Genomic DNA, 15438 nt, shown 5'->3' with positions numbered 1-15438 from the left:
CCCGGCCGAGGAGTCACCGCACGATGAGCATTCCCGAGCAGCCCCACGAACGGCAGGACGGCGCCGCCCGTCCCGTGCCGCACGGTCCCGAGGGCGCGACGGCCGCCGCGCTGGCGGTGTCCCCGCACCCCGGCGGGGACGACGGCGCGCTCGACCCGGCGGCCTCCGAGGGGGCGGCCGGGGAGCCCACCCCCGTCGGGCGGCTCGCGGCGACCGTGGAGCGGCTGCGGCGGGAGGTGCGGGCGGCGCAGGCCGAGGCCGAGGGGCGGGCCCTGGTCGAGCTGGCCAAGGGCATCCTCGTGGAGCGGCTGGGCTGCGGGCCCGCCGAGGCCGCGCGGCAGCTCACCGAACTCGCCCGGCAGGCCGGGGTGAGCGCCCTGGAGTTCGCGGTGGAGGTCATCAACCAGGCCGCGAGCGACCGGGTGTCGGAGGTGACGGACGCGTTCTTCGCCGTCGTGTCCGGCTCGGGGGTGCCCGCCGACGAGTCGGCCGCGGTGCGGCTGCGAGCGGCGGAGAGCGGGGCGCTGGCGGCGGACGACGCGCAGGCCGTCGCGGACTCCCTGCTCCATCACGCGCTGGGCCCGCTCGGCGCGGTCGCGGTGGCGATCTGGGCGGCGGGCTCCGACGGCTCGCTCACCCTGGCGGGCAGCGCCGGGTTCCCGCCCGGGGAGGCCGACCGCTGGCGGTACGTGCCGCCGGACGTCGCCACGGTGGCCCGCCTCGGGCTGACCGAGCGGTCGGGGCGGTGGATCACCTCCCTCGCCCAGACCGGGCTGCCGACGATCGGCGGGCAGCGCCATCGCGACGGCGGGCGGGTGGCCCTGCCCGCCGGGACCGGGGGGCGCGTCCACGGCGTGCTGGAGATCGCCTGGCCGGGGTTCCTGGAGCCGCAGCCGCCCCAGGTGGTCAAGCAGGTGGAGGCGCTGGCGGAGCTGTGCGCGCACACCCTCCAGACGTACCCGCACGACGGGGCCGCCGGCCGGGGGCCGCGCCCGGTGCCGGACGCGGCGGAACTCATGGACCTCGCGGACGGGCTGCACGACCCGGCGCTGGTGCTCGTGCCGCATCTGGACGGCGCGGGCCGGCTGGTGGACTTCCGCGTCCAGCACGTCAACGACCGCTTCCTCGACCCAGCGGGACGGCCGCGGGCGGTGGTGAACGGCGCGTTGCTGCTGGAGGCGTACCCGCTGGCGGCGGGCGGCAGCGACCTCTTCCAGCGGATCGAGCGGGTGCACGCCACCGGGGAGCCGTTCCGGGCCCGCCGGATGAGCCTGACGGCGCTGGTGGACGAGGTGCCGCTGTCGGCGGTCGCCGATCTCAGCATCAGCCGCCACGGCGGCTGCGTCCTGCTGATCTGGCGCATCGAGGACGAGACGGCCCGGCTGGCGAGCCTGTTGCAGCACGCGCAGCGGCTGGGCCGGATCGGCGGCTTCGAGGAGAACGTCCTCACCGGCGAGACCACCTGGAACGCGCAGATGTTCGCGCTGTACGGGCGGGACCCGGCGAGCGGGCCGGTGCCGCTGGAGGACCTGGGCGCCCACGCGCACGCCGACGACGCGGTGCCCATCGGCCGTTTCCTGCGCACCCTGCTGCACCACCGGCGACCGTCCTCCGCCGCGTTCCGCCTCCAGCGGCCGGACGGCGTGACCCGGCACCTGCGGATCGTGGCGGAGCCGGTGCTGGACACCGACGGCGGGCTGGTCGCGCTGCGCGGCGCCTACCAGGACATCTCCGCGCAGCACTGGACGGAGGTGGCGCTCGCGGCGACCCGGGACCGGCTGGCGCGGACCGAGCAGCACGCGAGCGAGCGGGGACGGCTCGCCCTCCAGCTCCAGCACGCGATCATGCCGCCGACCCGGGCGCCGCTGGAGGTCCCCGGACTCCAGGTCGCGGTGCGCTACCGGCCCGCCGAGGAGGAGCAGCTGGTCGGCGGCGACTGGTACGACGCGGTCGTGCTGCCGAACCGGCTGGTGATGCTGTGCGTCGGCGACGTGGCGGGGCACGGCATCGAGGCGGCGACCAGCATGGTCGTGTTGCGCAACGCGCTGCGCGGCCTCGCTGTGACGGGCGCGGGCCCCGGCCAGCTGCTGTCCTGGCTGAACATCGTGGCGCACCACCTGACGGGCGCCGTCACGGCGACGGCCGTCTGCGGGATGTACGACCCGGTGCGGCGGACCCTGCGGTGGGCGCGGGCCGGACATCTGCCGCCGGTGCTGGTGCGCGGCTCGGGCGCGGCGGCGCTGCCGCTGCTGCGGGGCATGCTGCTGGGCGCCGTGCCGGAGACGGAGTACGAGGAGGCGGAGGTGCAGCTCGCCGCCGAGGACACCCTGCTGATGTACACCGACGGGCTGATCGAGCGGCGGGACCGGTCGGTGGAGGAGTCGCTGACGCAGTTGCTGAGCCACGCCCGCTCGGTGCCGAAGTCCCTGGACCAGCAGTTGGACCGGCTGCTGACGTACAGCCGCTCCGACACGGACGACGACACCTGCATCGTGGGCATCAGGCTGGGCTAGCCCGACGACGGCCGGGCCCGGCCGTACGGGGGGGCTCGGGCCGGGACCGGGGCGCGGCCGGGGTCGGCCGGGGGTCGTGGCACGGGGCAGGAATGGCAGCCGGGATCTCGGGTATCCGCTGTTGCGCGGTGTGAGGCCGAGAACCGCAGGTGGAGGGGGACGGCGCCCGGTACGGGGGTCGTCTGCGTCCGCCTCGGTCCCCGGCCGCGCCCCGCGCAGCCCGCCGGGGCACCGCCCCGGACCGTCAGTCGTCGGAGGTACCCGTGTCCATCGCCCAGAACCCGCTGTCCGTCGAGGTCACCGTGCCCCGTGAGGACGTGGCCCTGGTCACGGTCGCAGGCCATCTGGACCTCGACACCGCGACCGAGTTCCAGGCCCATCTGGCCAACCAGCTCCACCACGGCCGCCGCCACTTCCTGCTGGACCTGTCGGCGGTGCCGTTCATGGACTCCTCCGGGATGAACATCATCCTGCGCGTCTACCAGGAGGCGCGGGACCGGCCCGGCAGCGTGCACGTGATCAACCCGACGCCCGCCGTGCGCCGGGTGCTCGACCTCACCGGCGTGAGCATCACGGTGCCGGTCTCGGAGAAGGTCGACGAGGCCATGGCGCTCATCGACCGGTCCGGCTCCACGACGGAGCATCCGGAGGCCTGACCGGACCGCGTACCGCTCTCCGCCGCAGCTCACCCGCGGGTTCACCGACCGGTGGGAACCCTCACGACACCCCGACAGTTGCCATTTGACAACTGTGCGGGGCGGGCAGGAGGGTGATCGGATCGAACGCGGCGGCCGGACGCGGCGAGGACGCGAACGGCCCGGAGGGGGCAGCAGGGCCGGAAGGGTCGGGGACGACCTGGCGGAACCGAACGGACCCGGTGGGGCCGGGACAGCCGGGCGCAGTCGAGAACGTCGAGAACGTCGAGAACAGGGAGTGGAGCAGGAGTGCCGGAGCACGCAGAGGACGCGGCGCAGGGCGCGCCGACGGACGAGGTCGCGGCCTTCCTGGGCCGCCGCCGGGAGCAGATCGCCCAGCGCTGGGCCGACGAACCGCTGTTCCGGACCGTGTTCACGGTCTCGCGGGACGAGGCGGTGGAGGCGGGCCGCGGCGTCGTGGACGCGCTCGCCCACGTCGCCGCCGACGGACGCGTCGAGGACTCCGACAGCGACGGCTTCGCCGTGGTGCGCGAGCAGCTGTCCCGGATGACGGCCTCCCGCTCCCGGTCGGGCCTGACCACCGGCCAGGTGTCACGCGAGGTGGACGCGCTGCGCGCGCCGGTCGCGGGGCTGCTCCGCGCCGACCTGCCGGACGCCTCCCCGGACCGGCTGCGCGAGGCCGAGACGGTGCTGACGGTGCTGATGGGCACGCTGCGGCTGGTGGTGATGGAGACCGCGCTGACGGACGTGCGCTCGCTCGTCGACCGGCAGCAGCTCCAACTGCTGGAGGTCGCCACGCCGGTGATCCGGCTCTGGGACGGCATCGTCGCCGTGCCGCTCATCGGCACCCTGGACAGCGCGCGCAGCCAGGTGGTGATGGAGACGCTGCTGGAGGCGGTCGTCGACCAGCAGGCCCGGTACGCGATCCTCGACATCACCGGCGTCCCGACGGTGGACTCGCTGGTCGCCCAGCACTTGATGAAGACGGTCGCGGCGGTACGGCTGATGGGCGCCGAGTGCGTCGTCTCCGGCATCCGTCCCGCGATCGCGCAGACCATCGTGCACCTGGGCCTGGACCTGGGCACCGTCGTCACCCGGGCGGGGCTGGCCGACGCGCTGGCGCACGCCCTGCACGGCCTCGGCGCCGACATCGTGCAGGCGGGCCACGGCGGTGCGGGTCCGCGGTGAACCACGACCTCTCCCGCGTCGGCGACACCCCCGTGCCGGTGCTCAGGCTGGGTGACGTCCTGCTCGTCACCCTCCAGGGGGATCTGCACGACGCCACGGCGGAGCGGCTCCAGCAGGACATCACCGAGGCGATCGCCCGCAGCCGGGTCGCCGGGGTGGTCATCGACATCTCCGGGGTGGAGATCGTCGACTCGTTCCTCGGCCGGGTGCTGGCCGAGATCGCGGCCAACGCCCGCCTGCTGGCCGCGCAGACCGTGGTCGCCGGTATGCGTCCCGCGGTGGCGCTCACCCTGGTCGAGCTGGGGCTGACGCTGCCGGGTCTGCGGACGGCGCTGAGCACGCAGGCGGCCCTGGACCTCCTCGGCCGGGCGGGCGCGGCGGCGTCGGACGGGCCGCGCCGGGAGCCGCGGTGAGCGGGACGGCCGCGGGCGTCGACGCCCGCCTGCCGATCCGTTCCGAACGGGACCTGGTGTGGGTACGGCAGCATGTGCGGCAGGCCGCCGCCGCCCTCGGTTTCGGCCTGGTGGAACAGACCAAGCTGGTCACGGCCGCGAGCGAACTGGCCCGCAACACCCTGGTGTACGGCGGGGGCGGCGAGGTCCGCGCCGAGCGGCTGTCCGAGGGCCGCGCCGAGGGGCTGCGGCTGGTGTTCACGGACTCGGGGCCGGGTATCGCCGACGTGGAGCAGGCGCTGCGTGACGGCTTCACCTCCGGCGGCGGACTCGGCATGGGTCTCGGCGGGGCGCGGCGGCTGGTGCACGAGTTCGGCATCGACAGCAGACCGGGCGAGGGCACGACGGTCACCGTCACGTCGTGGGCGGCCCGCCCGCCCCGGCCGCGCGAGGAGGGCTGATGGCCCGGGTCTGGGACGTCCCCGTGCACGACTCGACGCGGGTGCGGGACGCGCGGGTGGCGGCGGAGGAGGCCGCGGCCCTCGTCGGCCTGGACTCCTCCCGTACTGCGGCGGCCGCGCTGGTCGCCACCGAGCTGTCCACCAACCTGCTCAAGCACGGCCGCGGCGGGCAGCTCCGCGTCGACCTGGTGGCCCCGCCCGCCGGGCGGGGCGGGCTCGTCGTCCAGCTCACCGCCGTCGACCACGGCCCCGGCATGGCCGACGTACCGGCGGCGTTCGGCGACGGGTTCTCCACCGCCGGGTCGCTGGGCGCCGGGCTCGGCACCTGCCGCCGGGTCGCCGACGACTTCCACCTGCACAGCGTGCCGGGGCGCGGCACGGTCGCGTTGGCCCGGCTCGGCGCCGCCGCCGCGTCCGACGGCGGCGAACCGGTGCCCGCGCGGGCGGGCGGGGTCAACGTGCCGTTCGCCGGGGCGGAGTGCTCGGGCGACGCCTGGACGTGGATCAGGGCGGGCGACCGGCTGACGCTGATGCTGGCCGACGGCCTGGGCCACGGCCCGGAGGCGGCGCGGGCGTCCACGGCGGCCGTGGACGAGGTGCACCGGGCGGCCGAGCTGCCGCCCGGCGAGATCCTGCGGCGGCTGGACGGCGTCCTGCGCGGCACGCGGGGCGCGGCCGTCGCGGTGGCCCAGGTGGACCTGCGCGCGGAGCGGCTGCGCTTCGCCGGGATCGGCAACGTCGCGGGCCGGCTGCGCGAGGGCGACTCCTGGCGGCATCTGCTGTCCCGGCCCGGGATAGTGGGCGTGCACCGCCCCGCGCACCTCCCCGAGACCGTGGTGCCGTGGGCCGCCGACCGGCTGCTCGTGCTGCACAGCGACGGGCTGCCCAGCCGCTGGGTGCCGCCCGTCCACCCGCTGCTCACCGCGGCCGACCCGGCGGTGACCGCCGCCGTCATCGTGCGCGACGCCAGCAGCTCGGCCCGCCCGGTGCGGGACGACACCGCCGTCGCCGTCCTGTCCCCGACCCCGCCGGACCGCCCATGACACGCCCTGCCGGACCGCCCCCGGCCAGTCCTTCCGTCACCCGCGTCTGGCCGGTCGGCACCGTCACCGACGCGGCCGCCGCCCGGATCGCCACCGCCCGGATCGCCGCGGCGTTCGGCGTCGCCCCGCTGGAGCGCACCCGGCTGGCCGCCGCGCTCAGCGGGCGGCTGCGCCAGTGCCTCACCAAGGGCGGCCTCTGGGAGCTGACCCTGACGGCCGGGCACGGACGGCTGCGGCTGGAGATCACACCGTGCCCGGCCGCCGCCGCACCGCCCTGGCAGGTCGAGGCGGCCTGCCCCGGCCCGGTGGACCCGGCCGTCCCCGCGGGCGTGGCGCGGGACGCGGCGGTCCTCGCGGAGGCCCTGCTCGGCGCCGACGAGGACACCACCGCGGTCCTGGACCGGCTCGCCGAGCAGGAGGAACTGGTCGCCTTCCACCGCGAGGAACTGCACCAGACCAACCAGGGCGTCCTCGCGCTGCACGCCGAACTGGACGCGGCCGGGCGGGCGCAGCGGGAGGCGTTCGCGGCGGAGCGGGCGGCCCGGCAGGAGGCGGAGAGCGCCCGGCGGCGGCTGACGTTCCTCGCGGACGCCAGCGCGGCACTGACGGCGTCCCTCAACCACGAGGAGATCGTGCGGCGGCTGCCCGACCTGCTGGTGCCCGAGTACGCCTCCAGCGTCGACGTCTGGCTCTTCGACACCGACGAGGAGCGCCGCCAGTCGCCGCCCAGACCGGCGGCGGCGGTCGTCGCGGCCCGTACGGGGCGCGCCCAGTACGCGGCGGACCGGCCCGGCGGGCTGCCCGGCGTCGACGACCATCCGCCGTCCGCGCTGGACCCCGCCCGCCCGCTGCTGTGCGTGCCGCTGCCCGGCCGCCGGGCGCCGCTGGGCGTGCTGACGCTCACGCCGCCGGGCGAGCGGTGGGACGCGGACGACGCGGTCATGCTGGTCGAGCTGACCCGGCGGGCCAGCACCGCCCTCGACAACGCCCGCCGCTTCGAGCACAACCGGGACATCGCCGAGACCCTCCAGCACGCCCTGCTGACCCAGCTGCCCCACTCCCCCGGCCTCACCCTGGCGGCCCGCTATCTCCCGGCGACGTACGGGCTGAACATCGGCGGCGACTGGTACGACGCGTTCCGGCAGCCCGACGGCAGCCTCATCACGGTCGTCGGCGACGTCACCGGGCACGGACTGCGGGCCGCCGTGATGATGAGCCAACTGCGCACCGCGCTGCGCGCGTACGCGGTCGACGGCGGCAGCCCCGGCGTGCTCCTGACCCGGCTGCACACCTTCCTCCACCACCTCCAGCCCGACCTGTACGCCACCGCCGTGATCGCCCGCTTCCAGCCCGGCCGCCCGGTGCTGACCTGGGCGGCGGCCGGTCATCCGCCGCCGCTGCTGCGCGGCCCGGACGGCGAGGTCCGCCTCCTCGACGCCAAACCGGGCGCCATGCTGGGCATCCCGCTGCGCCAGGAGATCGCCGACCACTCGGTCCCGCTCGCCCCCGGCTCCACCCTCGCCCTCTACACCGACGGCCTCGTCGAGCGGCGCGCGCACGGCATAGACCCCGGCATCGCCCGCCTCGCCGCCGCCCTGGCCGCCCTCCGCGCCGAGGACCTCGCCCACGACCTCGACGGCTCCGCCGAACGCATCCTCGACCCCATGCTCAGCGACTCGGAACGCGACGACGACGTCTGCCTCCTGCTGAGCCATCTGCCCGCGGCGGGCTGAAGGGGGCGCGGCGCCTGCGGGCGCGCGCCGGGACGCCCGGTCCCGCCCCGCCGACCGCGGGCACCTCAGCCCTCCGCCTCGCCCCGCGCCGTGTCCGGGGGCGTGCGGGAGTCGTGGTAGGCGGTCAGGCCCGTTTCCAGGGCGGCGCGTTGGGACGGGCTCATGGCGGCGAAGGCCGTGGCCAGGAGGTGGACGCGGCGATCGGTGACGTCGGCCAGGACGCGGCGGCCGTAGGGGGTGAGGACGAGCTGGACCTCGCGGCGGTTGCGGGGCTGGACCGTGCGTTCCAGGAGGCCCGCCGCCTCCAGGCGGTCGCAGAGGCGGCTCGCGGCCGGGAGGGCGACGCCGATCTGTTCGGCGAGGGCGGTCAGGTTCAGCTCGGGGCTGCGCCGCACCGTGCGCAGGGCGAGGAGCTGCCGGGCGGGCAGGCGGGGCACGGTCTCCTCGGCCGTGCCGAGCCAGTCCGCGACCAGCGTCTCCACGGCGTCGAGGACACGCCTCGCCTGCGCCTCCCGGGCACCCCGTCCGTCACCGCCGGGGCCGTCCGCGCACTCCACACCCGCTACCCTCCGGACACCACACTTGTCATGTACGTCGGCCTACCCGAACGGCCGGGGCGTACACAGGTCACCCCGCGGGTACCACGGGGGCTCAGAAGAAACGTTCGTCTGCATGCTCCGTCCGGCTGGCGCAACCGCTCCGGTCGCGGTGGGATCGACGATGTGCGAAGAGGCCGACCGGCGGGCACGCGCAGGACGTCGAGGCAGACCGCCCGAAGCCGCGGAAAGGGATGGACATCGTGACACGACCCAGGATCCTGGTGGTGGGCGCCGGTTTCGCGGGGGTGGGGTGCGTGCGGCGGCTGGAGCGCGCGCTCTCCCCCGACGAGGCCGACGTCACCCTGGTGACGCCGTTCGCCTATCAGCTGTACCTGCCGCTGCTGCCGCAGGTCGCCTCCGGGGTGCTGACGCCCCAGTCGATCGCGGTGTCGCTGCGCCGCAGCCGCAAGTACCGCACCCGCATCATTCCGGGCGGCGCGATCGGCGTGGACATGGAGAAGAAGGTCTGTGTCATCCGGACCATCACCGACGAGATCGTGAACGAGCCGTACGACTACATCGTGCTGGCGCCCGGCAGCATCACCCGCACCTTCGACATCCCGGGGCTGACCGACCACGCCTTCGGGATGAAGACGCTCGCGGAGGCGGCCTACGTCCGCGACCACGTCATCACCCAGCTCGACCTGGCCGACGCCAGCCACGACCCCGCCGAGCGGGCCTCCCGGCTCCAGTTCGTGGTGGTGGGCGGCGGCTACGCGGGCACCGAGACGGCCGCGTGTCTGCAACTGCTCACCCACAACGCGGTCAAGCGCTATCCGCGGCTGGACCCGGGCCTCATCAAGTGGCACCTGATCGACATCGCGCCGAAGCTGATGCCGGAGCTGGGCGACAAGCTGGGCCGCAGCGCGCAGGAGGTGCTGCGCAAGCGGGGCATCGAGATCTCGCTGGGGGTGTCGATCGCCAAGGCGGGCCCCGAGGAGGTCACGTTCACCGACGGCCGGGTGGTACCGACCCGCACCCTGATCTGGACGGCGGGCGTGGTCGCCAGCCCGCTGATCGCGACGCTCGGCGCGGAGACGGTCCGCGGCAGGCTCGCGGTCACCTCCCACCTGGATCTCCCCGGCCACGACGGGGTGTTCGCCCTCGGTGACGCCGCCGCCGTGCCGGACGAGGCGAAGGGGGAGGACGGGGCGGTGTGCCCGCCGACCGCGCAGCACGCGATGCGGCAGGGCAAGGCCGTCGCGGACAACGTCGTGGCGACCCTGCGCGGGCGGCCCACGAAGCCGTACGTGCACAAGGACCTCGGCCTGGTCGTCGACCTCGGCGGCACGGACGCCGTGTCGAAGCCGCTCGGGGTGGAGCTGCGCGGGCTGCCCGCGCAGGCGGTGGCGCGCGGCTACCACTGGAGCGCGCTGCGCACGGGCGTGGCGAAGACGCGGGTGCTCACGAACTGGACGCTGAACGCCGTCGCGGGCGACGACTTCGTGCGGACCGGCTTCCAGGCCCGGCGGGCGGCGAAGCTGAGGGACTTCGAGTACACGGACAGCTATCTCTCGCCCGAGCAGGTGCGCGCCCACGTCGAGGGCCGCGCGGAGGGCACGGCGGGTGCCGGGGAGGACGGTCGGGCGCAGGGCCCGGACACCGGGACCGGGTGAGCCGGGACGGGCGGCCGGGGGCCGGACGGGAGGCGGCGGCGTGAGGGCGGCGGCGCGCCGGTGGTGGACCGGGACGCTGGACCGGGTCGCGGCGTCCGACCCCGGTCTGCTGCGGCTCGCGGCGGGCCTGCGGACCGTCGGCGCGATCACCCTGACGCTGGGGGTGCTCTCCCTCGCGGACGCGGAGGTGAGCCGTCTGGTCGCCGGGGCGGTCGCGGCGATGGTGGCCACGTTCGCGGTGCGGGAGAAGGGGCGCGGGCCGCAGGCGGTGACGCTGGCGCTCGGCCTGCCGGTGGCGCTGGCGTCGCTGTCGCTGGGGGCGCTGCTGAGCACGCGCTGGCTGGCCGGTGACGTGTTCTTCGTGGCGCTCGTCTTCGGCGCCGTGTACGGGCGGCGGTTCGGCGAGCGGGGCACCGCGCTCGGTCTGATCGCCTTCCAGGTCTACTTCCTGTCGCTGTTCGTGGGCGCCACCACCGGCGCGCTGCCCGCCCTGTGGGGCACGCTCGCCGTCGCGTTCGGGTGTGCGGCGGTGGCCCGGTTCGCGCTGGTGCCGCAGACCTCGGCGGGCATCCTGCTGCGGCTGCGGCAGGCGTTCCGGGCGCGGCTCGCGCAGTTGCTGGACGCGCAGCTCGGTCTGCTGGACGCGGGTCCGGCGGAGGTGGAGAAGGCCCTCGCCGACGCCCGCGCGGGCACCGCCCGGCTGCACGAGACGGCGATGCTGATCCAGGGGCGGCTGGAGGAGGGCACCCCGGACGCGCCGACGGCCCGGCTGCTGCAACGCCGTGTGGCGGACGCAGAGATCTGCGCGGAGCGGCTGGGCCTGCTGCTCCTGACGGCGCGCAGCGCGGAGCGGGCCGACACCCTCACCCTGCACCTGCCGGGCGCCCCGGTCCCGGAAGGCGGGCACCTCCCGGTGCGCGACCCGGCCACCGACGCCCTGCGCCGCGACCTGCGGGCGCTGCGGACGCTCGTACGGCATCCGGTGGCGGGCGGGGCCGGGCTGGCGCCGGTCCGCAACCGGCTGCTCGGCTACCGCGACGAGGAGAACCTGCCCGCCGCCTCCCCTCCCGTGCAGGACGTGTTCCGGGGGGTCGGTGAGGCGGCCCGCGCCGTCCTCGGGCTGCGGGCGGCGCTCGACGGGCCGCAGGACGAGTCCGCGGACAGCCCCGAGACGGCCCGCTCGCGGGAGGAGCTGGACGCGGAGGACGCTGCGATCGACGGGGCGGAGCGGGCCGGGGACGAGGCGGAGGAGGAGCGGGAGGCGGGGCTGCGGCGGCCCACCACGCGGGCGGCGGTGCAGGTGGCCGTCGGGTCGGCGCTGGCCATCGTGGGCGGTGAGCTGCTGTCCGAGCACCGCTGGTACTGGGCGGTGCTGACCTGCTGGATCGTGTTCCTCAACACGGCGTCCACCGGGGAGATCCTGGTGAAGGGCTACCGTCGGCTGCTGGGCACCGCGCTCGGCGTGGTCGCGGGCATCGGGCTCGCCGCGCTGGTGGGGCACCACACGGTGACGGCGTTCGCGGTGGTGCTGCTGTGCGTGTTCTGCATGTTCTACACGGCGCCGCTGTCGTACACGCTGATGTCGTTCTTCGTGACGGCGGCGCTCGGCGTGCTGTACACGCTGCTGCACACCTACAGCCTGGACGTGCTGCTGCTGCGGATCGCGGAGACGGCGCTGGGGGTGGCGTGCGGGGTGTTCGCGGCGGCGTTCGTGCTGCCGGTGCGTACGGACCGCCGTACGGACGAGCTGCTGACGGCGGTCCTGGACCGGCTCGGTGACGTCACCGGGGCGGCGGTGGAGCAGTTGAGCGGCGGGCCGCCGGCCGATCTGCTGGACCGGGCGCGCGAGCTGGACCAGGCGCTGGCCGACCTGCGGGCCGCGACGCAGCCGCTGACGCACCCGGTGACGCCGCTGCGGACCCGGCGGGACACCGCCGAGTATGTGGTGGCGCTGCTGGAGACCTGCGCGTACCACGCGCGGTCGCTGGCGGCGACGGCGGAGCTGCTGCCGAGCCATCCGTCGATCGCGGCGGACCCCCGGCTGCGCGGGGCGGGGCAGCGCATCCTGGACAACATCGGCGCGGTCGCCGCGCGCGTGGGCGACGAGCGCAGTACGGCGGAGGTGCGGACCGGCCCGAGCGTGGCGTCGCTGCTGAAGCCGGGGGCGTTCGGGGCCCCGCGCTACGGCCGGGTCACGGACCGGGTGCTGCGGCACCTTCAGCGCCTCGACGAGGCGGTGGTCGGTCTGGCCCGGCCGCTGGCGGTCCCGCTGGCCAGGCCCGCCGGATGAGACCGGATGAGAGGGGGCGGGACGGCGGGTGCTCGTACCGCGTCCGCGGTGCGGCCGTACGGGGTTCAGAAGTCCGTGGGCAGGCCGCTGGCGGCGGCGATGCCGCGGAGTTCGTCGGTGTCGTTCTGGCGTTGCCGGATGCAGCCGGCGATCTCGGCGAGCCGTTCCGGGTCGTCGGCGGTGACGGCGTCGGTGACGACCCGGACCGGGCCGGTGCCGTCGACCTCGATCTCCACCAGGCGGTTGTCGAGGCGGCCGGTGACGGCGGTGGCGATGACCAGGGCGGCCTCGTCACGGATCTGCTGGGGCAGTTCCTCGGTCTCGCGCGGATCGAGCGAGAGGTCGAGGGTCGGCGGTCGCTCCTCGTCGAGGGCGCGGAGCGCGGGGGCGACGACCTTGAGCAGCATCGCGTAGTCCTCGCTGTCCATGCGGACGCGAAGGAGGTCGAGGTACATGTCCACGGGCCGTCCGTCCTGCGGGAACTCGGATTCGTTCATGGGCCCCGGGTTCCCCGGTCCGGCGCTGTTCAGACCTGTCCGCGGTGTACAGACCTTGTGACCGTGTGCCGGGGGTCCGGTGACGGTCAGACCTTGCGCCAGCGGGCCATGGCGAAGGAGAAGAGCCCGAAGAGGACCAGTCCGGCCGCCACGCAGGCCAGCAGGGCGGGTCCGGCGGGGGTGTCGGCGAAGGAGCGCAGGGTGTCGTCGAGGCCCTTGGCCTCGTCGGGCTTGTACTCGATCGCGGCGCGCACGGCGAAGACGCCCGCGGTGGCGAAGACCAGGCCGCGGGCCGCACCGCCGCCCACCCCGGTGATGTCCACCAGGCGGCGCATGCGCGCGGAGACCCCGGCGAGGTTCATCTTGTCGCGGTACTTGCGCATCACGGCCCGGCCGCCGATCCAGAGCCCGGCGCCGACGATGCCGATCCCGGCCGCGCCGACGATCCAGCGGCCGCCGGGGAGTTCCAGGACCCGGCTGGTGACGTCGCGGGACTGTTCGTCGCTGTTGCCGCCGCCGCTGCCCGAGCCCGCGGCGAAGGAGAGCACCGAGTAGGCGACGAAGGAGTAGAAGACGAAGCGGGCGGCGGACTGGAGCCGCTTCTTGGCCTTGCGGCCCTCGGGGCCGACGGCGCCGAAGACGACCTCGGAGAGCCGCCACAGCGCCATGCCGACCAGTCCGACGGCGAGCGCCCACAGCAGGACCGACCCGAAGGGCCGTTCGGATATCTCGGCCAGCGCGCCCTGCCGGTCGGCCTGCTGTCCGGTGTTCTCGCCGAAGGCGATCTGGAGGGCGAGCGCGCCGACCAGGACGTAGATCACCCCGCGGGCGCTGAGTCCGGCCCGTGCCGCGGCCTTGGTGGCGGTTCCTCTGGCGGCGCGCTCCGCGCCGGCCCGGCCGTTGCGTGCGACGGCGGCTGCGTTCATCTGTTCCTCCCCTGGTGACTGACGGGGTCCGGATGCCCCGGCTTCGGCCCGGCACACCCGCACGCCCCGCCGCGAGGGGGTGCGGCGGGGCGTGCGGGGCCCGGAGGGGCGGGGGGTGGCTCAGGCGGCGCAGGCGTGCGGGCCCTCGTCGCCGGGGCGTCCGGCGGGGGCGTCGGCTATCGCGGCGGCCAGGGGGGCGGAGGCCGCCGCCGCGACCCGCGGGGCGGGGGCGGTCCCGGTGACCGTGGCGGCGGCGAGCCACTCACGGGCCACCTCCAGGGCCTGGGGAACCTCCCGCGTGCCGGTGGAGACGCAGAGCGTGTACGCGAGGTCCTGCGTGCGCGTGGCCTCACCGGGCCCGGCGAGGACGGCGGCCTCGTACTCGTCGACGAGGGTGCGCAGCACGGCGGGGTGGGGCATCAGCATGCGGGGGGCTCCTTCGGAGGAACGGGTGCGGTGGACACGTGAGGACGCGGCGAAGAGGGTGCGGCACGGGCGTGGGGGCTCGCGGTCGCGGGTGGCGGGTCAGTCCGGGTCGGTGTCGGGGCCGAGGGCCTCGTCGCGGACCTGGGCGCAGCTGCGGGTGATGAGGCGGGAGACGTGCATCTGGGAGATGCCCAGCCGGTCGGCGATCCGGCTCTGGGTCATGTCCTCGAAGAAACGCATGTAGAGGATGGCCCGCTCGCGCTCCGGCAGGCGGCGCAGGCTCTCGCGGGCCGACTCCCGGTCGACGACGGTGTCGAAGGAGGCGTCGGGTCCGCCGAGGGTGTCCGCGAGGCTGTATCCGTCGTCCCCGGCGGGGAGTTCGGCGTCGAGCGAGAGGGTGCTGAAGCTGTCCAGGGCCTCCAGACCGGCGCCGACCTCCTCCTCGGTGAGGCCGGTGTGGGCGGCGATGTCGGCGACGGACGGTTCGGGCGCGCCCGGCCGCTGGGCCAGGTCGCGGCGGGCCAGCCGTACCTTGTTGCGCAGCTCCTGGACCCGGCGCGGGACCCGCAGGGCCCACATGCGGTCCCGGAAGTGCCGCTTGATCTCGCCGGTGACGGTGGGGACGGCGTAGCTCTCGAAGGCGCCGCGTTCCGGGTCGAAGCGGTCGACGGCCTTCACCAGGCCGAGCGCGGCGACCTGCTTCAGGTCCTCCAGGGACTCGCCCCGCTCGCGGAAGCGGCTCGCGATGCGGTGGGCCATGGGGAGCCAGGCGGTGACGATCTCGTCGCGCAGGGCGTCCCGTTCGGGTCCTTCGGGGAGCGTGGCCATGCGGACGAAGCGGCCCATCGTGTCGGGGGCGTCGTCGTGCGGGCGGCGGGGGTGCCCGGCGGGCCGGGCGGCAGAGGTGGGGGCGGCCTCCGGCGTCGTGGGGGCGGTCAGGGTCGTCGTGGCCGCCGCGGGGTGGCCGGTCGACATGTCGATGCGCATGTGGAATCGCTCCTGAGCGGTGGTGTCAGGGGGGCATGACCACGGGAGAGCACGGTCACGGCCGGGGCGCGGCGCCCCGGAGCCTGGCGTACGGCTCCCGTCGGCGCGCCT

14 protein-coding genes are annotated in these 15438 nt (G+C 75.6%); 9 read left to right on the top strand and 5 right to left on the bottom strand.

What is annotated here, in order from left to right:
* Positions 1 to 23: 23 nt before the first annotated feature.
* The 7 genes from ACIQPQ_RS28025 to ACIQPQ_RS27995 all read left to right on the top strand — a co-directional run bounded on the left by ACIQPQ_RS28025 (position 24) and on the right by ACIQPQ_RS27995 (position 7986).
* The gene (locus ACIQPQ_RS28025) at positions 24 to 2513 is read left to right on the top strand and encodes a SpoIIE family protein phosphatase (RefSeq protein WP_401308921.1); all 2490 of its coding nucleotides are present in this window, start codon (positions 24 to 26) and stop codon (positions 2511 to 2513) included.
* Positions 2514 to 2776: 263 nt separating this feature from the next.
* Complete coding sequence (locus ACIQPQ_RS28020) at positions 2777 to 3169, top strand: STAS domain-containing protein (RefSeq protein WP_401308918.1); 393 nt, start codon at positions 2777 to 2779, stop codon at positions 3167 to 3169.
* A 288-nt stretch (positions 3170 to 3457) separates the two neighbouring features.
* The gene (locus ACIQPQ_RS28015; RefSeq protein ID WP_401308915.1) at positions 3458 to 4357 is read left to right on the top strand and encodes an STAS domain-containing protein; all 900 of its coding nucleotides are present in this window, start codon (positions 3458 to 3460) and stop codon (positions 4355 to 4357) included.
* Complete coding sequence (locus ACIQPQ_RS28010; RefSeq protein WP_401308912.1) at positions 4354 to 4770, top strand: STAS domain-containing protein; 417 nt, start codon at positions 4354 to 4356, stop codon at positions 4768 to 4770. The genes ACIQPQ_RS28015 and ACIQPQ_RS28010 overlap by 4 nt, the downstream gene beginning before the upstream one ends.
* On the top strand, positions 4767 to 5210 hold the full coding sequence (locus ACIQPQ_RS28005) for an anti-sigma regulatory factor (RefSeq protein WP_383777487.1): 444 nt from the start codon (positions 4767 to 4769) through the stop codon (positions 5208 to 5210). The genes ACIQPQ_RS28010 and ACIQPQ_RS28005 overlap by 4 nt, the downstream gene beginning before the upstream one ends.
* Positions 5210 to 6253, top strand: coding sequence for a SpoIIE family protein phosphatase (locus ACIQPQ_RS28000; protein ID WP_401308909.1), 1044 nt, complete (start codon positions 5210 to 5212; stop codon positions 6251 to 6253). Before ACIQPQ_RS28005 ends, ACIQPQ_RS28000 begins: the two co-directional genes overlap by 1 nt.
* Positions 6250 to 7986, top strand: coding sequence for a PP2C family protein-serine/threonine phosphatase (locus tag ACIQPQ_RS27995; protein WP_401308907.1), 1737 nt, complete (start codon positions 6250 to 6252; stop codon positions 7984 to 7986). Before ACIQPQ_RS28000 ends, ACIQPQ_RS27995 begins: the two co-directional genes overlap by 4 nt.
* Before the next feature lie 65 nt (positions 7987 to 8051).
* Here the strand turns inward: ACIQPQ_RS27995 and ACIQPQ_RS27990 are convergent, their stop codons facing one another.
* Positions 8052 to 8468, bottom strand: coding sequence for a MarR family winged helix-turn-helix transcriptional regulator (locus ACIQPQ_RS27990; protein ID WP_401308904.1), 417 nt, complete (start codon positions 8466 to 8468; stop codon positions 8052 to 8054).
* Positions 8469 to 8776: 308 nt separating this feature from the next.
* Here ACIQPQ_RS27990 and ACIQPQ_RS27985 point away from each other — a divergent pair, with 308 nt between their 5' ends.
* The gene (locus ACIQPQ_RS27985) at positions 8777 to 10201 is read left to right on the top strand and encodes an NAD(P)/FAD-dependent oxidoreductase (protein WP_401308901.1); all 1425 of its coding nucleotides are present in this window, start codon (positions 8777 to 8779) and stop codon (positions 10199 to 10201) included.
* A 40-nt stretch (positions 10202 to 10241) separates the two neighbouring features.
* Positions 10242 to 12491 carry an FUSC family protein gene (locus ACIQPQ_RS27980; protein WP_401308898.1) on the top strand — a complete coding sequence of 750 codons (2250 nt, stop codon included), beginning with the start codon at positions 10242 to 10244 and terminating at the stop codon, positions 12489 to 12491.
* Positions 12492 to 12556: 65 nt separating this feature from the next.
* On the opposite strand, the gene ACIQPQ_RS27975 is transcribed toward ACIQPQ_RS27980, so the two are convergent.
* The 4 genes from ACIQPQ_RS27975 to ACIQPQ_RS27960 all read right to left on the bottom strand — a co-directional run bounded on the left by ACIQPQ_RS27975 (position 12557) and on the right by ACIQPQ_RS27960 (position 15327).
* Complete coding sequence (locus tag ACIQPQ_RS27975; RefSeq protein ID WP_383777478.1) at positions 12557 to 12988, bottom strand: hypothetical protein; 432 nt, start codon at positions 12986 to 12988, stop codon at positions 12557 to 12559.
* An 86-nt stretch (positions 12989 to 13074) separates the two neighbouring features.
* Positions 13075 to 13914: a DUF1206 domain-containing protein gene (locus ACIQPQ_RS27970; RefSeq protein ID WP_401308895.1), complete on the bottom strand. Its 840-nt coding sequence runs from the start codon at positions 13912 to 13914 to the stop codon at positions 13075 to 13077.
* Between the two features lie 120 nt (positions 13915 to 14034).
* Positions 14035 to 14340 (bottom strand): DUF5133 domain-containing protein, encoded by a 306-nt coding sequence (locus tag ACIQPQ_RS27965; protein WP_401308892.1) that lies wholly within the window; start codon positions 14338 to 14340, stop codon positions 14035 to 14037.
* A 99-nt stretch (positions 14341 to 14439) separates the two neighbouring features.
* Positions 14440 to 15327, bottom strand: a complete 888-nt coding sequence (locus ACIQPQ_RS27960; RefSeq protein ID WP_401308889.1) for a SigB/SigF/SigG family RNA polymerase sigma factor — start codon at positions 15325 to 15327, stop codon at positions 14440 to 14442.
* Between the last annotated feature and the right edge of the window lie 111 nt (positions 15328 to 15438).

This window comes from Streptomyces sp. NPDC091281 (assembly GCF_044757425.1).
GTDB lineage: Bacteria > Actinomycetota > Actinomycetes > Streptomycetales > Streptomycetaceae > Streptomyces.
The sequence above is the reverse complement of the archived record's forward strand: the minus strand, read 5'-3'. Positions and strand labels throughout refer to the sequence as shown.

Bases quoted from the DNA above. Each gene is read 5' to 3' on its own strand.
- ACIQPQ_RS27965 (WP_401308892.1), bottom strand. From the start codon at position 14,340: ATGCTGATGCCCCACCCCGCCGTGCTGCGCACCCTCGTCGACGAGTAC.
- ACIQPQ_RS27960 (WP_401308889.1), bottom strand. From the start codon at position 15,327: ATGCGCATCGACATGTCGACCGGCCACCCCGCGGCGGCCACGACGACC.
- ACIQPQ_RS27975 (WP_383777478.1), bottom strand. From the start codon at position 12,988: ATGAACGAATCCGAGTTCCCGCAGGACGGACGGCCCGTGGACATGTAC.
- ACIQPQ_RS27970 (WP_401308895.1), bottom strand. From the start codon at position 13,914: ATGAACGCAGCCGCCGTCGCACGCAACGGCCGGGCCGGCGCGGAGCGC.
- ACIQPQ_RS27995 (WP_401308907.1), top strand. From the start codon at position 6,250: ATGACACGCCCTGCCGGACCGCCCCCGGCCAGTCCTTCCGTCACCCGC.
- ACIQPQ_RS28000 (WP_401308909.1), top strand. From the start codon at position 5,210: ATGGCCCGGGTCTGGGACGTCCCCGTGCACGACTCGACGCGGGTGCGG.
- ACIQPQ_RS28025 (WP_401308921.1), top strand. From the start codon at position 24: ATGAGCATTCCCGAGCAGCCCCACGAACGGCAGGACGGCGCCGCCCGT.
- ACIQPQ_RS27985 (WP_401308901.1), top strand. From the start codon at position 8,777: ATGGACATCGTGACACGACCCAGGATCCTGGTGGTGGGCGCCGGTTTC.